Raw genomic sequence first — 17,099 nt, forward strand, 5'->3', positions numbered from 1 at the left:
CCCGATCAGCCCCGCCCCGTCAGACCCGCCGCGTCGACGCCCGCTCCACCAGCGGCATCGGCACCAGCACCCGCTCTCCCGGAGCGCCGCTGAGCAGCAGCTCGACCGCCCGGCGGCCCATCTCCTCGTGCGGCAGCGCCACGGTCGTCAGCCCGGGGCGGAGGTAGGCGGCCAGCTCGTCGTCGTCGAACGACACCACGGCGACGTCGCCGGGGATCGAGAGTCCCGCCTCCGCGACCGCCTGGTAGGCGCCGAACGCCATCCGGTCGTTGAGGCAGAGCAGGAGGCGGATGTCGTCGCGCCGCACCAGCAGGTCGGCGACCGCGCGGTGGCCGTGCTCGGGCTCCCAGTCGGGGATCGACTCCTCGGCGACGAACGCGAGCCCCTTCTCGGCCATGGCGTCGCGGATGCCGGCGACGCGCTCGGCCACCGTCGCCGAGCGGAAGCGGTCGCGCTCGACCTCGTCGTTCTGCCCGATCAGCGCGATCCCGTCGCGGTAGCCGTGCGCGTGCAGCAGCTCCACCGCGGCGCGCCCGCCCGCGTACTCGTCGGGCAGGATCGACGCGGGGTGCTGCGAGTTCGTCGCGTTGAGCATCACCACGGAGGTGGAGGCGGGCAGCTCCGGCACGTAGAACTCGCGGGAGCGCATCGAGGCGAAGATGATGCCGTCGACCTGGCGGTCGAGCACCGCGTCGACGGCCTCGGCCTCGCGCGCCGGATCGCCGCCGGTCTCGAGGAGCAGGACGACGTGCCGTGCCGCCTCGGCCGCCGTGAGCGCACCCTTGATCAGGCCGCCGGCGAAGCGCGTGGTCGCGATCTGGTCGGAGATGAAGCCGATCGTGCGGGTCTTGTCGGTGCGGAGCCCGCGGGCGGCGACGTTGGGCCGGTAGTGCAGCGCCTCGGCGGCGGCGAACACCCGCTCGTGGGCGTCCTTCGACAGTCCGGTCTCGGGCTTCCCGTTCAGGATCATCGACGCGGCCGAGATCGACAGCCCGGCCTCGCGGGCCACGTCGGCGAGCGTCACGCGCTTCTTCGCCATGCCCGCCGCCTCCCGCCGTCGCCCTTGACAAGTCTTCCGTGTGCACAGACTATATCCACACCTGAAACCTTTTAGTCCCCCGCTCAAAGGTTTCAGGCGGCCGTCCGGAGCCGCGGCTCGAGCCCCTCCGGGCGGCCGGGCACCAGCAGCACCTGCACCCACGACGAAGGAGTCACCGCATGTCTTTCCCCACCCCCGGCACGCCGATCGGCCGCAGGACCGTCCTGGTCGGCGCCGGCTCGGTCGCGGCCCTGTTCACCCTCGCCGCCTGCGCGCCCGGAGGCTCGAGCGCTCCGGCCGCGAGCTCCTCGGTCGACGTGAGGACCGAGCTCACCAGCGACACCGTCGAGCTCGTCATCGCCGACGAGACCGGCTTCCCCGTCACCGACAAGCTGACGGAGGAGTTCACGAAGCAGTTCCCGAACGTCACCTTCACCATCAACCGCGACACCTTCGCGAACCTCACCGCCAACTCGCCGAAGCTGCTCGCGAGCGACACTCCGCCGGACCTCATCCGCCTGCCCACCATCGGCGACACCGTCAAGGACGGCCTGCTCGCCGACCTCGACCCGTGGTTCGACGCCTACGGCTGGGACGCCTGGTCGGCCTCGCAGCTCGCCCCGCTCCGCGTCGACTCCGACGGCGTCCGCGGGAAGGGCTCGCTCTATCAGCTGGGCCTGGGCTACAGCGTCACCGGCATCTACATGAACCTGGAGCTCGCGAAGCAGCTCGGGATCGACGCCCCGCCGACCACGCTCGCCGAGTTCGAGGAGGACCTCGCGAAGGCGAAGGCCGGCGGCGTCCTGCCGATCATGGCCGGCGACAAGGACGGGGTGGTCAACTTCGTCGTGCAGGCGGCGATGAACCAGTACGCCGACAAGCAGGAGATGGCCGACTGGATCTTCACGGTCCCCGGCGCCACCTACGAGACCGACGGCAACGTGAAGGGTGCGGAGCTCGTCCGCACCTGGGCCGACGCGGGCTACTTCCCCTCGGACATCAACGCGATCGACTACTCCTCCTTCGTCAGCCGCTTCCAGGGCGGCGAGGGCCTGTTCGCCTTCAACGGCAACTGGGCGGCCGCCGACACGCAGACCAAGATGGGCGACGGCGTCGACTTCTTCCTGGTGCCCCCGGCCGAGGAGGGCGGGAGCCACGTGGCCATGGGCGCCGCCAACTCGTTCTCGGTCGCCGCGAAGTCGTCGCACCTCAACGAGATCGTCTTCTTCCTCAACTGGATCCACACGAACGAGGCCGCGCGCCAGATCGTCGTCGACGTGACCGGTGCCGCTCCCGGCGGCGACCCGGCCCAGGCGCTCCCCGAGGTCGAGTCGGGCTCGCTGCTCGAGCAGGCGCTCGCCATGTCGGCGCAGATCGGCGCGGAGGACGGCCAGGTCGACTTCATGTCGAACGCGACCGCCGGCATCTACGCGGGCGCGATCATCCCGGAGTCGCAGCTGCTGGTGACCAGCCAGATCTCCGGCCAGGACTTCGTCACGGCCGTGCAGGAGTTCTACGCGAAGGAACTCGCCGGATGACCGCGGCCGGCCCTCTCGTCTCGAGCGCCGTCGACCGCGGGGGCCGGAGCGGGACGCCGCGCCGCAGGAGCACTGCGGCGCGGCGGGCGACCCTCGTCGGCTGGCTCTTCGTCGTGCCGGCCCTGCTCGTCTACATCGCGTTCGTCATCTACCCGCTGATCACCGGGGTGCAGTACTCGTTCTACAAGTGGAACGGCGTCGGCCCCTCCGAGTGGGTGGGCTTCTCGAACTACCTCCGCGTGTTCACCGATCCCGACCTGCTCGGCTCGATCGGCAACGCCTTCGTGCTGATCCTCTACTTCACGGTGATCCCGGTCTCGGCGGGCCTGGTCCTCGCGAGCCTGCTGCGCTCGATGCGCCCCGGCGTCTTCTCGAGCGTGTCGCAGACGATCCTGTTCCTGCCGCAGATCATCCCGCTCGCCGCGGCCGGCATCGCCTGGTCGTGGATGTACTCGCAGACCGGAGCGGTCAATCAGATCCTGCAGGCCGTCGGGCTCGGCTCGCTCGCGCGGCCGTGGCTGGGCGACTTCCAGACCGCCCTCCCCGCCGTCGGCCTGATCGGCTCGTGGGTGCTCACCGGGCTCTGCACGGTCCTCTTCCTCACCGGCATCGGCAAGATCGACGTCTCGCTCTACGAGGCCATCCGGCTCGACGGCGGCACGTGGCTGCGGGAGTTCTTCACCATCACGGTCCCGGGCCTGCGCCAGGAGATCTCGGTGCTCACCACGATCACCGTGATCGCGGCGCTGAGCAGCTTCGACATCATCTACACGACCACGCTCGGCGGCCCCGGCCGCTCGACTCTGGTGCCCGGCATCTCGATCTACCGGATCGGCTTCACGCAGAGCGACGTGGGTCTCGCCTCCGCCTTCGGGATCGTGCTGATGGTGCTCGTGCTCGCCTGCGTCCTCCCCCTCCAGCGCCTCTCGAGAGTGAACGACCGATGATCGTCACCAAGTCCGAGGTCGTCATCGGCCGCGTCGTCCTGATCGTCGTGCTCGTGCTGACCGTCATCCCGCTGGTCAACATGCTCTCGGCGGCGCTGCAGCCGGCGGACGTGAATCCGACCGGCCTCACCTGGCCGACGGACCCGCAGTGGGGCAACTTCGCCCAGGCCTTCGAGACCGGGCACGTCCTGCAGCTCATGGGGTCGAGCGCCCTGATCGTGCTGGGAGTCGTCCCGATCAGCCTGCTCTTCGCGACCCTCGCCGGCTACGCACTCGGCAACCTGCGCATCCGCGGCGGCGGGTTCGTCTTCGTGTTCCTCATCCTCGGGCTCACGATCCCGTTCGAGTCGCTGATCATCCCGCTGTACTACGAGATCCAGTCGCTGGGCCTGCTGAACACGCAGTGGGCGATCATCCTGCCGCTGATCGGGCTCTACATGCCCTTCAGCGTCGTGTGGATGCGCGCGCACTTCGTCCGGATCCCGTCCGAGCTCTCGGAGGCGGCGCGCGTGGACGGCGCGACGACCTGGCAGGAGTTCCGGCGGATCCAGCTGCCGCTCGCGCGCCCGGCCCTGTCGGCGCTCGCGATCCTGCTGTTCCTCTGGACCTGGAACCAGTTCCTCCTGCCGGTGGTGCTCGTCTCCGATCCGCTGGACCGCACCGTCGCCGGAGCGCTCACCTTCTTCCAGGGGCAGTACAGCAACAGCATCCCGCTGCTCAACGCGGGCGCGCTGCTGATCATCGTGCCGACGATCCTGGTCTTCGTGATCTTCCAGCGGCAGTTCATCACCGCTCTGCTGCAGGGCGCGGTGAAGGGGTGACCGCGGTGCACGGAGTCGTGGAGCCCGGGTTCGAGGGGGTCCGCGACGCCTTAGCCGAGGCCGTCCGGCCCGGCTCGGGAGCGGCGGTCGCGGTGCGGCTGCACGGCCGGCCGGTCGTCGACCTCTGGGCGGGAGAGGCGGGGGCGGAGGAGCCGTGGCGGGAGGACACCCTCAGCGTCGTCTTCTCGTGCACGAAGGGCCTCGTCTCCCTCCTCGCCGCACGTCTCGTGCAGGAGGGGCTGCTCGACTACGACGCCCGGGTCGCCGAGTACTGGCCCGAGTTCGCCGCAGCGGGCAAGGCCGACGTGCGCGTGCAGGACCTGCTCGCCCACCGGGCCGGGCTCTCGGCCCCCCGCCTCCCGCTCACGACCGCCGACCTCGCCGACTGGGACCTCGTCGCCGGGCGCCTCGCCGAGCAGGAGCCCCTGTGGGAGCCGGGCACGGGGTACGCCTACCACCCGATCACGCACGGCTGGCTGATCGGCGAGGTGATCCGCCGGGTGACCGGGCGGAGCGTCGGCGCCGCGTTCCAGGAGCGGATCGCCGGACCGGTCGGCGCGGAGGCGTGGATCGGGCTGCCCGCCTCCGAGCAGGGCCGCGTCGCGACGATGCTCGTCGGCCCCACCCTCGCCGAGCTCACGGCGGCGCAGGCCGCGGCGCGCACCCCCGGAGTCGTCGACTGGGGCGAGCGGGCGATGACTCTCGGCGGTGCGCTGCCCGTCGAGCTCGTCGGACCGGGCACGGGCTTCAACGATCCCATGCTGCAGGCCGCCGAGATCCCCGGGGCGGGCGGCATCGGCTCGGCCCGGGCGCTCGCCGCGATCTGGTCGGCGGCGTTCACCGAGACGGACGGCGTGCGGCTGTTCGAGGACGCGACGATCGAGCGGGCCACCGCTCCGCTCAGCAGCGGCCCGCCGGTGTGGCCGGTGCCGGGCCCGTGGCCGGCCTGGGGCTGCGGCTTCCAGCTCAGCACGGACGCGCGCCGGTACCTCACGCCGAGCGGCTTCGGGCACGACGGCGCGGGCGGACAGGTCGCCTTCGCCGACCCGGACGCGGGAGTCGGCTTCGCGTTCCTCACCAACCGGATGGAGGGGGTCGGCGACGTGCGCGCGACCCGCGTCGTCGAGGCGCTCGCGACCGCGCTGCGACTGCCCGTTCCGCGCGGACTCTGACCCCTCCGCGCGGACTCTGACCCCTCCGCCCCACCCCCGTCAAGGGGTGGGGCACCCGGTCGGCGCCGTCCTAGCGTCGGGGGACGGGCCGACCGGAGGGGCGGTCCGGGATCCAGGGGAGGGCGAGATGCAGAAGCTGTACTACGCGAGCGGATTCGTGCTGCTGGGCGACGAGGTGTGCTCGGCGGTCGTCGAGTACGCGCAGGCGCTGGCGAACGTGGGGAAGTCGGACCTGGTCGTGGTGCCGTCACTCTCGGACGAGGGGATGCGCGGCGAGACCCGTCTCCTGGTCGGGCCGGCCAGCCAGCTCTTCACCAGCCCGGCGCTCGACCGCGGCGTCGACCTCGACGACCCGGAGGCGGTGGAGTCGATGCGCGAGAAGACCCGACGGCTCCAGCCCGCGCGGCCGACCGTGCAGCCGCGCGGCGAGGGCGACGACAGCGAGGACGACGGCGGGACCGACTACCTCTGACGCCTCAGGTGTCGAGCGTGGTGCTGGGGCGCTCGCCGAAGCGGTGGGCGTACGAGGCCGAGAACCGGCCGAGGTGCGCGAAGCCCCAGCGCCGTGCGACCTCGCTGACGCTGACGACTCCGGACTCGCCCGCCCGCAGCTCCTTCTGCACGCCGTCCAGCCGGATCCGCCGCAGGTAGTCGACCGCGGTGAAGCCGAACTCGCGCCGGAATTCGGTCTGCAGCGTCCGCAGGCCGATGCCCGCCGCGTCGGCGATCTGCTCGGTCCGGAGCGGCTCGTGGGCGTGCTCGTACATGTACTCGATAGCCTGGCGGAGGCGCCCCGAGCGGGGTACTCCGAGGTCGCCGGGAGTGTCCAGCGTCGAGTGCGGGAAGGTCTCGAGCAGGGCGACGGCGACCGCGCGGTCGGCCTCGCGGCGCAGCAGCGGCGAGCTGTCGGCGTCGTAGATCACCCGGGCGACCGTCGCGACGGTCGCCGACCAGCGCCGCAGCGCCGCGCCCTCGGGCCGTGAGGTCGTGTCGAAGAGGAGGGGGCCGCGGGTGCCCTCGACCTCCTCCGCGATGCCCTCGAGGTACGCGCCGTCGAAGTGGATGAGGTTCTGGCGGTAGTCGTGGAACTCGAACCGGCTGGGACGGTCGTTGACGAAGATCGCCGGCTGCCCGAATCCGAGGGTCACCGCGTCGCCGTCGAGATCGGTGACGCCCGCGCCGGCGGTCAGCCACGAGACGACGTACTCGCCCTCGGTCTGGATCGAGCCCTGCACGGAGCCGGCGAACTGGCTGCCGCGGAGCGTCACATCGCCGTCGCCGACGGAGGTGTAGCGGTACGAGAAGTCCTCGCCGGGCTCGACGACGAAGCGGTGCCCGTTGTACGACTGCTCGAAGAGGGCCCGCGCCTGCTCGATGTCACGCCCGCCGATGTCGGAGCGCATGACCTCGTCCTTCTCGTTCATCCCGATCAGGGTCGCACGAGGAGCGCTCCTCACCGCGTGCCCCGAACGGGGAATTCGTTAAGCGGATAAACCAGTCGCGGGTCCGGCGGCGCGGGTCATGGCCTGGACGGTCGCCGCCTGGAACTGCGTGAGCAGCACCACGGTGTGCCGCGCTCCGGCTTCCACGGCGAGCGAGAAGGTGGCGCCGGCCGGAGTGGCCCGCCAGGAGCGGATGTCGCGGGTGCCGACGCGGGTCGAGTCGCCGGTGCCGGCGCTCCGCAGCACCAGGGAGTCGGGCAGCACGCAGAGCGCGCCCGTCACGCCGTCGACAGTGGAGGAGCACTCGAAGCCCGCGTCGTCGTGCACCGCACCGGCGAGCTCGACGAAGTCGGTGACCTCCATCGGCTCGTCGTCGTCGCGCCTGGACACGGCGCGCTCAGGCAGCGTGCGTGAGCCCGGAGGACTCGGGCTGCTGCGCCGGCTCGGTGACGATCCGCAGGCCCCGGCCGCTGTTGGCCTCCTCCATCAGTGCGCGCACCCAGGTGGCGTTGATCGCCGGCATGCGGCTTCCGTGGAACGAGAACTGGAGAGGGATGGTCGGGTGCAGCCAGAGCGTCTGGCGTCCGGTGCCGTGCGCGCTCGAGGCGTCGAGCTGGAAGGCGAACGCCTCGTCGCGGCGGAACTTGTTGATCATGACGATCTGGAGGTGCGCGAGCGCGCGGTCGTCGATCTCGTGCGAGGTGGGGGGAGTGCCGTAGAGGAGAGCGCCCATGGTGCGTGCCGCCGTTCTGTGCTGTGTCGCGGGTGCCGGCCGCGACGGTGGGGTGCCCCGGCGAGTGCCGCCGGGAGGGGGAGTGCGAGATGGTGGGGGTGTTCGTGGGGAGCAGGACCCGGGGTGTGCTGTGCCGCCGAGTCGAGTGTCCGGAGTGTCGATCCGGGGGTGCCGGGCTCCGGGATGTCGAGCCCGGATGCCGTCGCGCCGAGCCGTCGATCCCCGCTGACGCCTGCTCTGCAGGCCCGTGGAGTCGGGCGGTCGGGCCGTCCCTCCGGCTGTTCTCCGAAAGTACGCCCCTCGTTCGGAGGGCACGTGCCGCTATCCGGAATGCGAAGCAGTGGCCCCGGCCGCCGGGCGGACTCCCAGCCGGGTGACTCCGGGGCTCAGTTGAGGGTGCCTCCGAAGGGCGGGGCGGCTGCGTCGAGACACGCGCTCGTGCGCGAGACGCCGTCTCCGCGGCGGTGTCCCGGCGAGACGGCGGTGTCTCGGCGTGTGCGGGAGGAGGAGGGTGCGCTCCTCCGCGAGTCGTCGCGCCGCCGCTCCGGCGGGGGTGCCGACGCTCAGAAGGCGTAGCGGACGCGGCAGTAGGGGAGGCGCTCGGCGAGGAGGGCGCGGAAGCGGTCGAGGGCGGCGCGCTTGAGGTCGCGTCGGTAGCGGATGTTGACGGCGCCGTTCTCGGAGACCTTCTGCTCCTGGCGCCCCGGCTGCCAGAGCAGCGACTCCGCCGTGGGGTGCCAGCCGAGGTTCACCTCGTGCAGGCCCTCGTTGTGGGTGAGGAGGATCACCTCGGCCGCGAGCTGCGCCTTCGCCCGCGGGTGGAGGGCGGCGTCGAGCTGGTCGAAGAGCTCGGTCCAGTCCTGCTGCCAGGTCTCGGTGAGGATCACCGGCGAGAAGTTGACGTGCACCTCGTAGCCGGCGTCGACGAAGTCGTTGATCGCCGCGATCCGCTCGGCCATCGGCGAGGTGCGGATGTCGGTGACCTTCGCCGTCTCCGCGGGCATCAGCGAGAACCGGATGCGCGTGCGCCCGAGCGGGTCCCACTCGAGGAGCTCGCGGTTGACGTACTTGGTCGCGAAGGACGCCTTGGCGGTGGGCGACATCCGGAACAGCTCGCAGAGGTCGCGGACGTTCTCGCTCAGAAGCGCGTCGACGGAGCAGTCGCTGTTCTCGCCGATGTCGTAGACCCAGGCCTCCGGGTCGCACTGGTTCGCCTCGGCCTTGGGGCCCTGCTTGGCGATGTGCCGGGCCAGGTGGCGCTGGATCTGCTCGATGTTCGTGAAGAGCGTGATCGGGTTGCTGTAGCCCTTCCTCCGCGGCACGTAGCAGTAGACGCACGCCATGGCGCAGCCGTTGGCGGTGGAGGGGGCGATGAAGTCGGCCGAGCGGCCGTTCGGACGCGTGACGAGCGACTTCTTCACCCCGAGCACGAGCGCCTCCGTCTTGATGCGCACCCAGCGCGCGACGTTCGCCTCGTCGCCGTGCACCTCCGGGATCAGCCAGTGCGACTCGACGGGCACGATCTCGGCGCCCGGCCAGCGCGCCACGACCTCCTGCCCGCGGGGCAGCTCGAGCGCGGCCGGCTCGGCGTAGATCCGCCGGATGTCGAGCAGGCGCCGCTCGCGGACCTGCGCGGACGCGGGGCTCGGAGCGGTGTCGGACATGAGTCCGTTCTACCGGCGACCACCGACATCCGCGGGGGCGGGGCCGTCGCCCGGCGCGCAGGTCCTCCGCCCGGCTGCAGGCACCGTGGCGCCGCTCCCTCAGGATGGAGGCATGCCCTCCTCCGCCGACCGCTTCCGCCGCGCCGCCGTCGAGCTCGCGCAGACCTCCGAGCGGCAGGTCGAGTGGGCGCTCGCCGTCACGGAGGATGCGCGCCTCCTCGCCCTGATCGACGAGCTGCCCGCGCAGCACCGGCAGCCGTCCCTGCTCTTCTCGGTCGCGCGGCTGCTCGGCGTGCCCGACGTCGACGGCGCCGGATTCGCCGCGTGGCTCCGGAGCGAGTGGGCGCGGGTGGCGCCGGTGGCGGCGGACCGGAGGACGCAGACCAACGAGGCGCTGCGGTGCGCGCCCCTGGTCGCGGCGCTGGAGCGGATCACGGAGCCCGGTGAGCCGGTGGCGCTCGTCGAGATCGGCGCCTCCGCAGGGCTCTGCCTGGCGCCGGAGCGGTACTCCTACGCCTTCACGGCGAGCGACGGCGAGGAGAGGCTCGGGTCGGGCGCGCCTCTGCTGCGGTGCGCGGTGAGCGGAGGCGCGGCGCCGGCGCGGCTGCCGGTCGTCGCGTGGCGCCGGGGGCTCGACCTGGCGCCGCTCGACGTCCGCTCGCCCGAGGACGTCGCCTGGTTGGAGGCGCTGCTCCCGCCCGACCGCCCGGAGCGGACCGCGCGGCTCCGCTCGGCCGTGGAGACTCTGCAGGACGACCCGCCGACGATCGTCGCGGGCGATGCGGCCGCCGAGCTGCCCGCCCTGCTCGACGCGGTGCCGCCGGGTCTGCGGACGGTGGTCGTCTCGCTCGGGACCCTGGTCTACCTGCCGTGGGCCGCGCGCGAGAGCGTCCTGGCGACGGTCGCCGATCGCGGCGCGAGCCTGGTGACGCTCGAGGCGGAGGCGCTGCTCCCGCACCTCGTCGCCGCGCGCGGGGACCGCACGGCTCCCGAGCCGACCCCGTTCCTGCTCGCCGCCGACGGCGTCCCGCTCGCGAGCGCGGCCGCCCACGGTGGCACCCTCTCCTGGCTGGCCTGAGGCTCGCTCCAGCGCCGTGTGCGGGCTGCCCGAAGCTCGGGAGGTGCCCGGCGCCCGGTGCCCGCTCCGCCCCGGCGCTCGACCCGCGCCCACTGTTCAAGAGTTGTCGCACTCAGCGTCGAGTGCGACAACTCCTGGACTCTCGCGGAGGAGCGAGCGTCGAAGCCCGAAGCCCGAAGCCCGAAGCCCGAAGCCCGAAGCCCAACGCGCAACGCGCAACGCGCAACGCGCAGCGCGCAGCGCTCTGAGCTCAGGCGCTCGGCCTGATCCTCCGCCCACTGTTCACGAGTTGTCGCACTCAGCGTCGAGTGCGACAACTCCTGGACAGTCGCGAAGGAGAGGGCGTCGAAGTGCAGCGCTGAGAGCTCGGAGCTCGGAGTTCCGGCGCTCGACCCGCGCCCACTGTTCAAGAGTCGTCGCACTCGGCGTCGAGTGCGACGACTCCTGGACTCTCGCGGAGGGGAGGACGGTCGAGCGCAGGACTCAGAGCTCAGAGCCAGAGCTCAGAGCGTCCAGCGCCCAGCGCCGAGCGCCCTACAGCCCGTCGACCACGAGCTGCGTCGCGCGCGGGACGTACGAGGTGTTCGTCGTCGGGTCCCAGCCCACGAGCGCGACCGCGTCGCCGCCGACGCGCGCGGTGATGCCCACGAGCGAGAACGGCTTGCCGCCCACGGCTCCGGACACCTTCCAGCCGAGCGTCTCGTCGGCGCCGGTCAGCGTCTGCTCAGTGCGCTCGACGGTCGTCTCGACCGGCACGCCCTGCATGGCGAAGAGCGTCGAGCCGGAGGCGCAGCGCGTGGTCGCGTCGGTGGCGCTCGCGAGGAGCGAGGCGGCCGCGTCGGCGGTGCCGGTGCTCGACACGACGGCGGTCATGGAGCGGTCGGCGCTGGTGCCGTACGAGAGTCCGGCGGCGGGCTGCGCGGTGTCCCAGCCCAGGCCGAACGGCGAGAGGCAGCTCGCGTCGGTCGCGGTGAGGCCCGGGTAGATCGAGTCGAGCATCTCCTGGATGCTCGCGTACTCGCCGGGCACGAACTGCACGCCGGTCAGCACGGCGGCCACCTGCTCGCCGGTCTTCTGAGCGGTGTCGGCGGCAGGGGCGGCGGCCGTCGCGGTGGCGGACGGGGCGGCCGACGACGAGGGGAGCGTCGGAGTGAACGGGCGGAGGGTCGATCCGCTCGTCGCGGTCCCCGCGCAGCCCGAGAGGGCGAGCAGCAGCGCGCCTCCGATCAGAGTCGTGCGCAGCAGTGTCTTGGACATCATGTCTCCCCCTTCGCCCGCCGGCGCCGCACCGGGGCGCCTGAGGCTAGCAGAGCCTCGCGTCCCGGAGGCGGCCCGGCGCCGCCCGCAGGACGGAGGCGGCCCGGTGGCACCCGCAGACCGGAGGCGGTCCGGCAGCGCGTGCAGATCGGAGTCGGCCCGGCCCCGCCCGCACGACGAAGCCCGGAACCCCGAACCCGCGCCTCCGATGGCCGCTCGCGCCTCCGCTCCGCAGCTCAGATCTCGGTGTGCCCGAGCTCGGCTCCCGCGAGCAGACGGATCTCCGGCTCGGCGATGCCCTCCAGCTCCAGCACCACGACGCGGTTGCGGCCGGCGCGGGTGACCGGCGAGGGGACGATCAGCGTCCGCTGCGGTCCGCGGCGCCAGTAGCGTCCGAGGAGGAAGCCGTTCACCCAGACCAGGCCCTTGCCCCAGTGCAGCGTGTCCACGTACAGGTCGGCCTGCTCGTCGAGGTCGAACGAGCCGGAGGCGAGCTGCGGCCCGGCCGAGAACGCCGGTGCCGCGACGGCCAGGTCGGGGAGGCACTCGAGCGCGAGGGCGCGCGCCGCCCAGCCGGTCAGCGGGGCGCCGTCGAGCGTCACGCCTCCGATCAGGCCCTTGTGCTCGCCGATGCGCGTGCCGTAGTTCACCCGGCCCTGGTTCTCGACAAGGATCGCGAGCTCGCCGCGTCCGCTCGGCAGCGTCAGCGCCCGCTCGTGGTGGTCGCGCGCCAGCACGCCCACCGGCACGCCGTCCAGCAGCACCCAGGCGCGGTCGCGCACCTCCTCGCCCACCACGAGGCGGACCGGAGCGGAGGAGCCGTCGAGCGTCGTCGTGAAGAGCACGAAGCCGTCGTCGTGGCCGAGGTCGTCGAAGCTGGCCATCGCGTCGAGGTGCGCGGCCGGTCCGAACGCCTGGCCGAGGCCGAGCAGCGCCGGGCCGGGGACGAGCGGAGCGGTCAGGGCGGGGGCCGGCGGGCGCACCGCGGGCACCTCCTCCGGCACCGGCGCGTAGCGCGCGATGACGTCGCGGAACGCCCAGAACTTCGCGGTCGGGTCGCCGCCCTCGTCGAGCGGGGCGTCGTAGTCGTAGCTCGTCGTGATCGCGGCGTAGCGGCCCTTGTCGTTCGCGCCGCTGGTCAGGCCGAAGTTGGTGCCGCCGTGGAACATGTAGATGTTGACCGAGCCGCCGGCCGCGAGCAGGGTGTCGAGCTCCTGCGCGGAGGCGTCGGCGTCCGTCGTGTGGTGCTGGGTGCCCCAGTCGTCGAACCAGCCGCACCAGAACTCCATGCACATCAGCGGCCCGGTGGGCTGGAACTCGCGCAGCGTCGCGAGGCGCTCCGTGGTCCGCGAGCCGAACGAGCCGGTGAGGTGCAGGCCCGGCAGGCTGCCGTCGGCGAGCATCTGCGGAGTGGGCTGGTCGATGGTGGTCAGCGGGACCGTGATGCCGGAGTCGCGGGTCACCCGCATGAGCTCGGCCAGGTACTCCTTGTCGGAGCCGTACGCGCCGTACTCGTTCTCGATCTGCACGAGGACCACGGGCCCGCCGGCATCGATCTGGCGCGGAGCCACGATCGAGTACACGCGGCGCAGGTAGTCGCTGACCGCGGCGAGGTAGTTCGGCTCCGAGCGGCGCACGCCCACCTCGGGGTCGCGGAAGAGCCAGGCCGGGAGGGCGCCGTTGTCCCACTCCGCGCAGATGTAGGGGCCGGGGCGCACGATCGCGTGCATGCCCTCGGCGGCGATCAGGTCGAGGAAGCGGCCCAGGTCGAGCCCGGCGTCCTCGCGCCACTCGCCGCGGCGCGGCTCGTGCGCGTTCCAGGCGACGTAGGTCTCGATGGTGTTCAGGCCCATCAGGCGGGCCTTGCGGATCCGGTCGGCCCAGAGGTCCGGGTGGATGCGGAAGTAGTGCAGCGCCCCCGACAGGATGCGGTGCGGGCGGCCGTCGAGCTCGAAGTCGACGGTGCCGATGGCGAAGCGGCTCTCGGGAGCGGTGGTCATCTGGATCCCCCTCAGGATCGGTGCCCGGTGTGTCCGAGCGTGAGAACGACGCGGGGCCGACCGGAGCGATCCGGCCGGCCCCGCGTCGAGCAGTGGTGCTACTCCGAGACGGTGAAGCCCTGCGCGTTGCCGTACTGGACGAGCTTGCTCTGCCAGTCGGCGAGGCCCTGGTCGAGGCTGGTGCCGTTGGCGTACGCCTGGCCGACGGTGTCACCGAAGACGCTGTTCGCGTACACCTGGTAGGGCAGGTACGACCAGCCGGAGCGGACGTCCTTCGAGGCCTGGGTCAGCACCTCGTTGATCTTCTGGCCGCCGAAGTACTCCGACTCCTGACCGGTGAAGTCCGAGCTGTCGAGGTCGGCCGTGGTCGACGGGAATCCACCGCTCTGCAGGAAGACGTCGACCGAGGCCTGGTCGCTGTTCAGCCAGCGCAGGAACGCGGCGGCCAGCGCCGGGTTCTCGCTCTGCTTGGTGACGGACTGGCCGCCACCGCCGTTCTCGGCGCTGACGGCGGTGCCGTCGTAGGTCGGGATCGGCGCGACGGCCCAGTCGCCGGAGGCGTCGGGGACGCTGGACTCCAGCACGCCGGGCATCCAGGCGCCGGTCACCAGCGAGGCGATGGAGCCGTCGGCGAGGCCCTTGTACCACTCGTCGCCCCAGGCGGGGGTGTCCGAGAGCAGCTTCTTCTCGACGAGCTGGTTCCAGACGCCGGTCCACTCGGCGGTGCCCTCGTCGGCGAGGTCGATCTTCACGTCCGTGCCGTCGGTGGTGAACGGCTCGCCGCCCGCCTGCCAGATCATGCTGGTCGCGAAGCCGGCGTCGCCGGTGTCGGCGGTGATGTACTTCGACGGGTCGGCGGTGTGCAGCTTCTCGGCCGCGGCCACGTACTCGTCCCAGGTGGCGGGGACGGCGATGCCGTACTGGTCGAAGACGGTCTTGTTGTAGAACAGCGCCATGGGGCCCGAGTCCTGCGGGAGGCCGACGAGCTTGCCGTCGATGTTGACGCTGCCCCAGGTGGAGGCGGAGTACTTGTCCTCGAGGTCGCCCATGCCGTACTGCGACAGGTCGAGGAGCGAGTCCGACAGCGCGAACTGCGGCATGGCGTAGTACTCGATCTGGACGACGTCGGGGGCGCCCGAGCCGGCCTTGATCGCGTTCTCGAGCTTGGTGTACTCGTCCTTGTTGGTGCCGGCGTTGACGAGCTCGACGTCGACCTTCGGGTAGGCCTTCTCGAACGCGGCGACCTGCGCCTCGGCGCTGGGGGTCCAGCTCCAGTACGTGATCTTGCCACCGGCCTCGAGGGCGGAGTCGAGGTCGGCGGCGGAGCCGGCGCTCGTGGTCGTGCCGCCACCGGAGGTGGACGAGCAGGCCGCGAGGGAGCCGGCGGCCAGGGCCGCGACGGCCGCGACCGTCAGGGTCCGCCTGAGGGCGGAACGGGCGATCTTCATGGTGGTGTTTCCCTTCACTTCTTCGTGCTGCGGGTGCTGTGGACGGGGCAGGACGCTCCGGCCGGGGGATGGGTAGGGGGAGGGCTCAGCCCTTGACGCTGCCGGCGCTCAGACCGGACTGCCAGAAGCGCTGGAGCCCGAGGAAGGCGACGACGATGGGGATGATCGTGAGGAGCGAGCCCGTGATCACGAGGTTGTAGATCGGCTGCGCGCTGACGCCGGTGGCCTGCGCGTTCCACTGGTTGAGGCCGACGGTGAGCGGGTACCAGGTGGGGTCGCTCAGCATGATCAGCGGGAGGAAGTAGTTGTTCCAGGTCGCGACGACCGAGAACAGCAGCACGGTCACGATGCCGGGGGCGAGGAGGCGGATGGAGATGGTGAAGAAGGTGCGGAACTCGCCCGCCCCGTCCATCCGCGCCGCTTCGAGCAGCTCGGTGGGCACCGACTCCACCGCGTAGACCCACACCAGGTACAGGCCGAACGGGCTGATCAGCGACGGGATGATGATCGCCCACGGGGTGTTGGTCAGGCCGAGCTGGCTGAACATGAGGAACGTCGGGACGGCGAGGGCCGTGCCGGGCACCGCGATCGCTCCGAGCACCACGGCGAAGACCGCCTTGCGGCCCGTGAAGCGGAACTTCGCGAGGCCGTAGCCGGCGAGCGTGGCCAGGAGCGTCGCTCCTCCGGCGCCGACGACGACGTAGAGCAGGGTGTTGCCGAGCCAGCGGAGGAAGATCCCGTCGCGGTAGCTGAGGGTGTCGGCGATGTTCTGGAAGAAGACGAAGTCGCCGTCGAACCAGAGGCCGAAGCTCGAGAGCAGGCCGGCCTGCGTCTTCGTCGCGTTGATGACCAGCCAGGCCAGCGGCACGAGGCTGTAGAGGATGAAGACCGACATCAGCAGGGTGAAGGCGATCGACTTCTTGGGCTGCACCGAGGAGCCGCGGCGGGCGGCCGGGCGCTTCGGGGCGCGGGCGGGCGTCCGGGGAGCGGTCGCGAGGGCCATCAGTTCTCCTTCCGCGCGCCGCGGAGCTGCACGACGTAGGCGATCACCGCGGTGATCACGCCCATGACGATGGCGACCGTGGCCGACGCGTTGTACTGCTGACCGGCGAAGGACAGGTTGTAGGCGTACATGTTCGGGGTGAAGTAGGTGGTGATGATGTTCGGCGCCAGCGTCCGGAGGATGTTCGGCTCGTTGAACAGCTGGAAGCTGCCGATGATCGAGAAGATCGTGGCGATGACGATCGCGCCGCGCAGGGCGGGCAGCTTGATCGAGCGGATGACGCGCATCGGGCCGGCGCCGTCGATCTCGGCCGCCTCGTAGAGCTCGCCGGGGATCGTCTTCAGCGCGGAGTAGAAGATGAGCATGTTGTAGCCCACGAACTCCCACGTGACGATGTTGCCGATCGAGGCGAGGATCCAGTCGCGCGAGAAGGGCTGGACGACGTCGGAGCCGAGCAGGTCGTTGACGTTCGCGGCCAGGCCGAAGTTGTCGCCGTAGATGAAGCCCCACATCAGCACCGCGACGACCGCGGGGACGGCGTAGGGGAGGAAGACCACGATGCGGAAGAAGCCGGTGCCGTGGAGGCGGCCGCTGTCGATCGCGAGCGCCGCGACGAGGGCCAGCACGAGCATCACGGGGACCTGCACGACGAGGAACAGCAGGACGCGGCCGAAGCCCTCCCAGAAGTTCGGGTCGGTGAAGATCGCGGCGTAGTTCGCGAAGCCGACGAAGGAGTTGCCGCCCACCAGCTGCTCGCGGAAGAGGCTGAGGTAGATCGAGTAGACGACCGGGGCGATGAAGACCAGGAGGAAGACGACGAGGAAGGGGGCGACGAACGCCAGGCCCTTCCACTCGCTCTTCGCCCGCGACTTCGGGGCCGCGAGGGGGGACGCCGGAGGGGCGACCTCGCTCAGCGGGACGGGGGGAGACGTCGTCGTCATGGGATTCCGTTCGGGG

At 71.6% G+C, this 17,099-nt stretch carries 16 protein-coding genes; 6 read left to right on the plus strand and 10 right to left on the minus strand.

Features of this window, described 5'->3' with window-relative positions:
* Positions 1-19: 19 nt before the first annotated feature.
* Positions 20-1,039: a LacI family DNA-binding transcriptional regulator gene (locus tag GTU71_RS13855; RefSeq protein WP_159940607.1), complete on the minus strand. Its 1,020-nt coding sequence runs from the start codon at positions 1,037-1,039 to the stop codon at positions 20-22.
* Positions 1,040-1,218: 179 nt separating this feature from the next.
* On the opposite strand from GTU71_RS13855, the gene GTU71_RS13860 reads away from it, so the two are divergent.
* From GTU71_RS13860 to GTU71_RS13880, 5 genes are all read left to right on the plus strand, one after another.
* Entirely contained in the window at positions 1,219-2,577 is a 1,359-nt protein-coding gene (locus GTU71_RS13860; protein ID WP_159940609.1) for an extracellular solute-binding protein, read from the plus strand.
* The gene (locus GTU71_RS13865) at positions 2,574-3,524 is read left to right on the plus strand and encodes a sugar ABC transporter permease (protein WP_159940611.1); all 951 of its coding nucleotides are present in this window, start codon (positions 2,574-2,576) and stop codon (positions 3,522-3,524) included. Before GTU71_RS13860 ends, GTU71_RS13865 begins: the two co-directional genes overlap by 4 nt.
* Positions 3,521-4,345 (plus strand): carbohydrate ABC transporter permease, encoded by an 825-nt coding sequence (locus tag GTU71_RS13870; protein ID WP_104239126.1) that lies wholly within the window; start codon positions 3,521-3,523, stop codon positions 4,343-4,345. The genes GTU71_RS13865 and GTU71_RS13870 overlap by 4 nt, the downstream gene beginning before the upstream one ends.
* Positions 4,342-5,517 (plus strand): serine hydrolase domain-containing protein, encoded by a 1,176-nt coding sequence (locus tag GTU71_RS13875; RefSeq protein ID WP_159940613.1) that lies wholly within the window; start codon positions 4,342-4,344, stop codon positions 5,515-5,517. The genes GTU71_RS13870 and GTU71_RS13875 overlap by 4 nt, the downstream gene beginning before the upstream one ends.
* A 127-nt stretch (positions 5,518-5,644) precedes the next feature.
* Complete coding sequence (locus GTU71_RS13880) at positions 5,645-5,989, plus strand: hypothetical protein (protein ID WP_104258084.1); 345 nt, start codon at positions 5,645-5,647, stop codon at positions 5,987-5,989.
* A gap of 4 nt (positions 5,990-5,993) precedes the next feature.
* Here the strand turns inward: GTU71_RS13880 and GTU71_RS13885 are convergent, their stop codons facing one another.
* The 4 genes from GTU71_RS13885 to GTU71_RS13900 form a co-directional block, all read right to left on the minus strand.
* Positions 5,994-6,941, minus strand: coding sequence for an AraC family transcriptional regulator (locus tag GTU71_RS13885; protein ID WP_104297620.1), 948 nt, complete (start codon positions 6,939-6,941; stop codon positions 5,994-5,996).
* A 57-nt stretch (positions 6,942-6,998) separates the two neighbouring features.
* Complete coding sequence (locus GTU71_RS13890; protein ID WP_104223412.1) at positions 6,999-7,349, minus strand: hypothetical protein; 351 nt, start codon at positions 7,347-7,349, stop codon at positions 6,999-7,001.
* A gap of 7 nt (positions 7,350-7,356) precedes the next feature.
* Positions 7,357-7,692, minus strand: coding sequence for an ATP-dependent DNA ligase (locus GTU71_RS13895; protein ID WP_104223411.1), 336 nt, complete (start codon positions 7,690-7,692; stop codon positions 7,357-7,359).
* A 563-nt stretch (positions 7,693-8,255) separates the two neighbouring features.
* Complete coding sequence (locus GTU71_RS13900) at positions 8,256-9,356, minus strand: spore photoproduct lyase family protein (protein WP_159940615.1); 1,101 nt, start codon at positions 9,354-9,356, stop codon at positions 8,256-8,258.
* Between the two features lie 112 nt (positions 9,357-9,468).
* Between GTU71_RS13900 and GTU71_RS13905 the strand changes: the two genes are divergently transcribed.
* Positions 9,469-10,434 (plus strand): DUF2332 family protein, encoded by a 966-nt coding sequence (locus tag GTU71_RS13905; protein WP_159940617.1) that lies wholly within the window; start codon positions 9,469-9,471, stop codon positions 10,432-10,434.
* Between the two features lie 534 nt (positions 10,435-10,968).
* Here GTU71_RS13905 and GTU71_RS13910 read toward each other — a convergent pair.
* The 5 genes from GTU71_RS13910 to GTU71_RS13930 form a co-directional block, all read right to left on the minus strand.
* Entirely contained in the window at positions 10,969-11,694 is a 726-nt protein-coding gene (locus GTU71_RS13910) for a hypothetical protein (protein ID WP_104295376.1), read from the minus strand.
* A 233-nt stretch (positions 11,695-11,927) separates the two neighbouring features.
* Positions 11,928-13,691: a beta-galactosidase family protein gene (locus GTU71_RS13915; RefSeq protein WP_159940619.1), complete on the minus strand. Its 1,764-nt coding sequence runs from the start codon at positions 13,689-13,691 to the stop codon at positions 11,928-11,930.
* Positions 13,692-13,789: 98 nt separating this feature from the next.
* Positions 13,790-15,139, minus strand: a complete 1,350-nt coding sequence (locus tag GTU71_RS13920; RefSeq protein ID WP_159940621.1) for a sugar ABC transporter substrate-binding protein — start codon at positions 15,137-15,139, stop codon at positions 13,790-13,792.
* Positions 15,140-15,224: 85 nt separating this feature from the next.
* Positions 15,225-16,142, minus strand: coding sequence for a carbohydrate ABC transporter permease (locus GTU71_RS13925; RefSeq protein WP_104223406.1), 918 nt, complete (start codon positions 16,140-16,142; stop codon positions 15,225-15,227).
* Positions 16,142-17,083 carry a sugar ABC transporter permease gene (locus tag GTU71_RS13930; RefSeq protein WP_104223405.1) on the minus strand — a complete coding sequence of 314 codons (942 nt, stop codon included), beginning with the start codon at positions 17,081-17,083 and terminating at the stop codon, positions 16,142-16,144. The genes GTU71_RS13925 and GTU71_RS13930 overlap by 1 nt, the downstream gene beginning before the upstream one ends.
* Positions 17,084-17,099: the final 16 nt, after the last annotated feature.

This window comes from Rathayibacter sp. VKM Ac-2762 (genome assembly GCF_009866585.1).
GTDB lineage: Bacteria > Actinomycetota > Actinomycetes > Actinomycetales > Microbacteriaceae > Rathayibacter.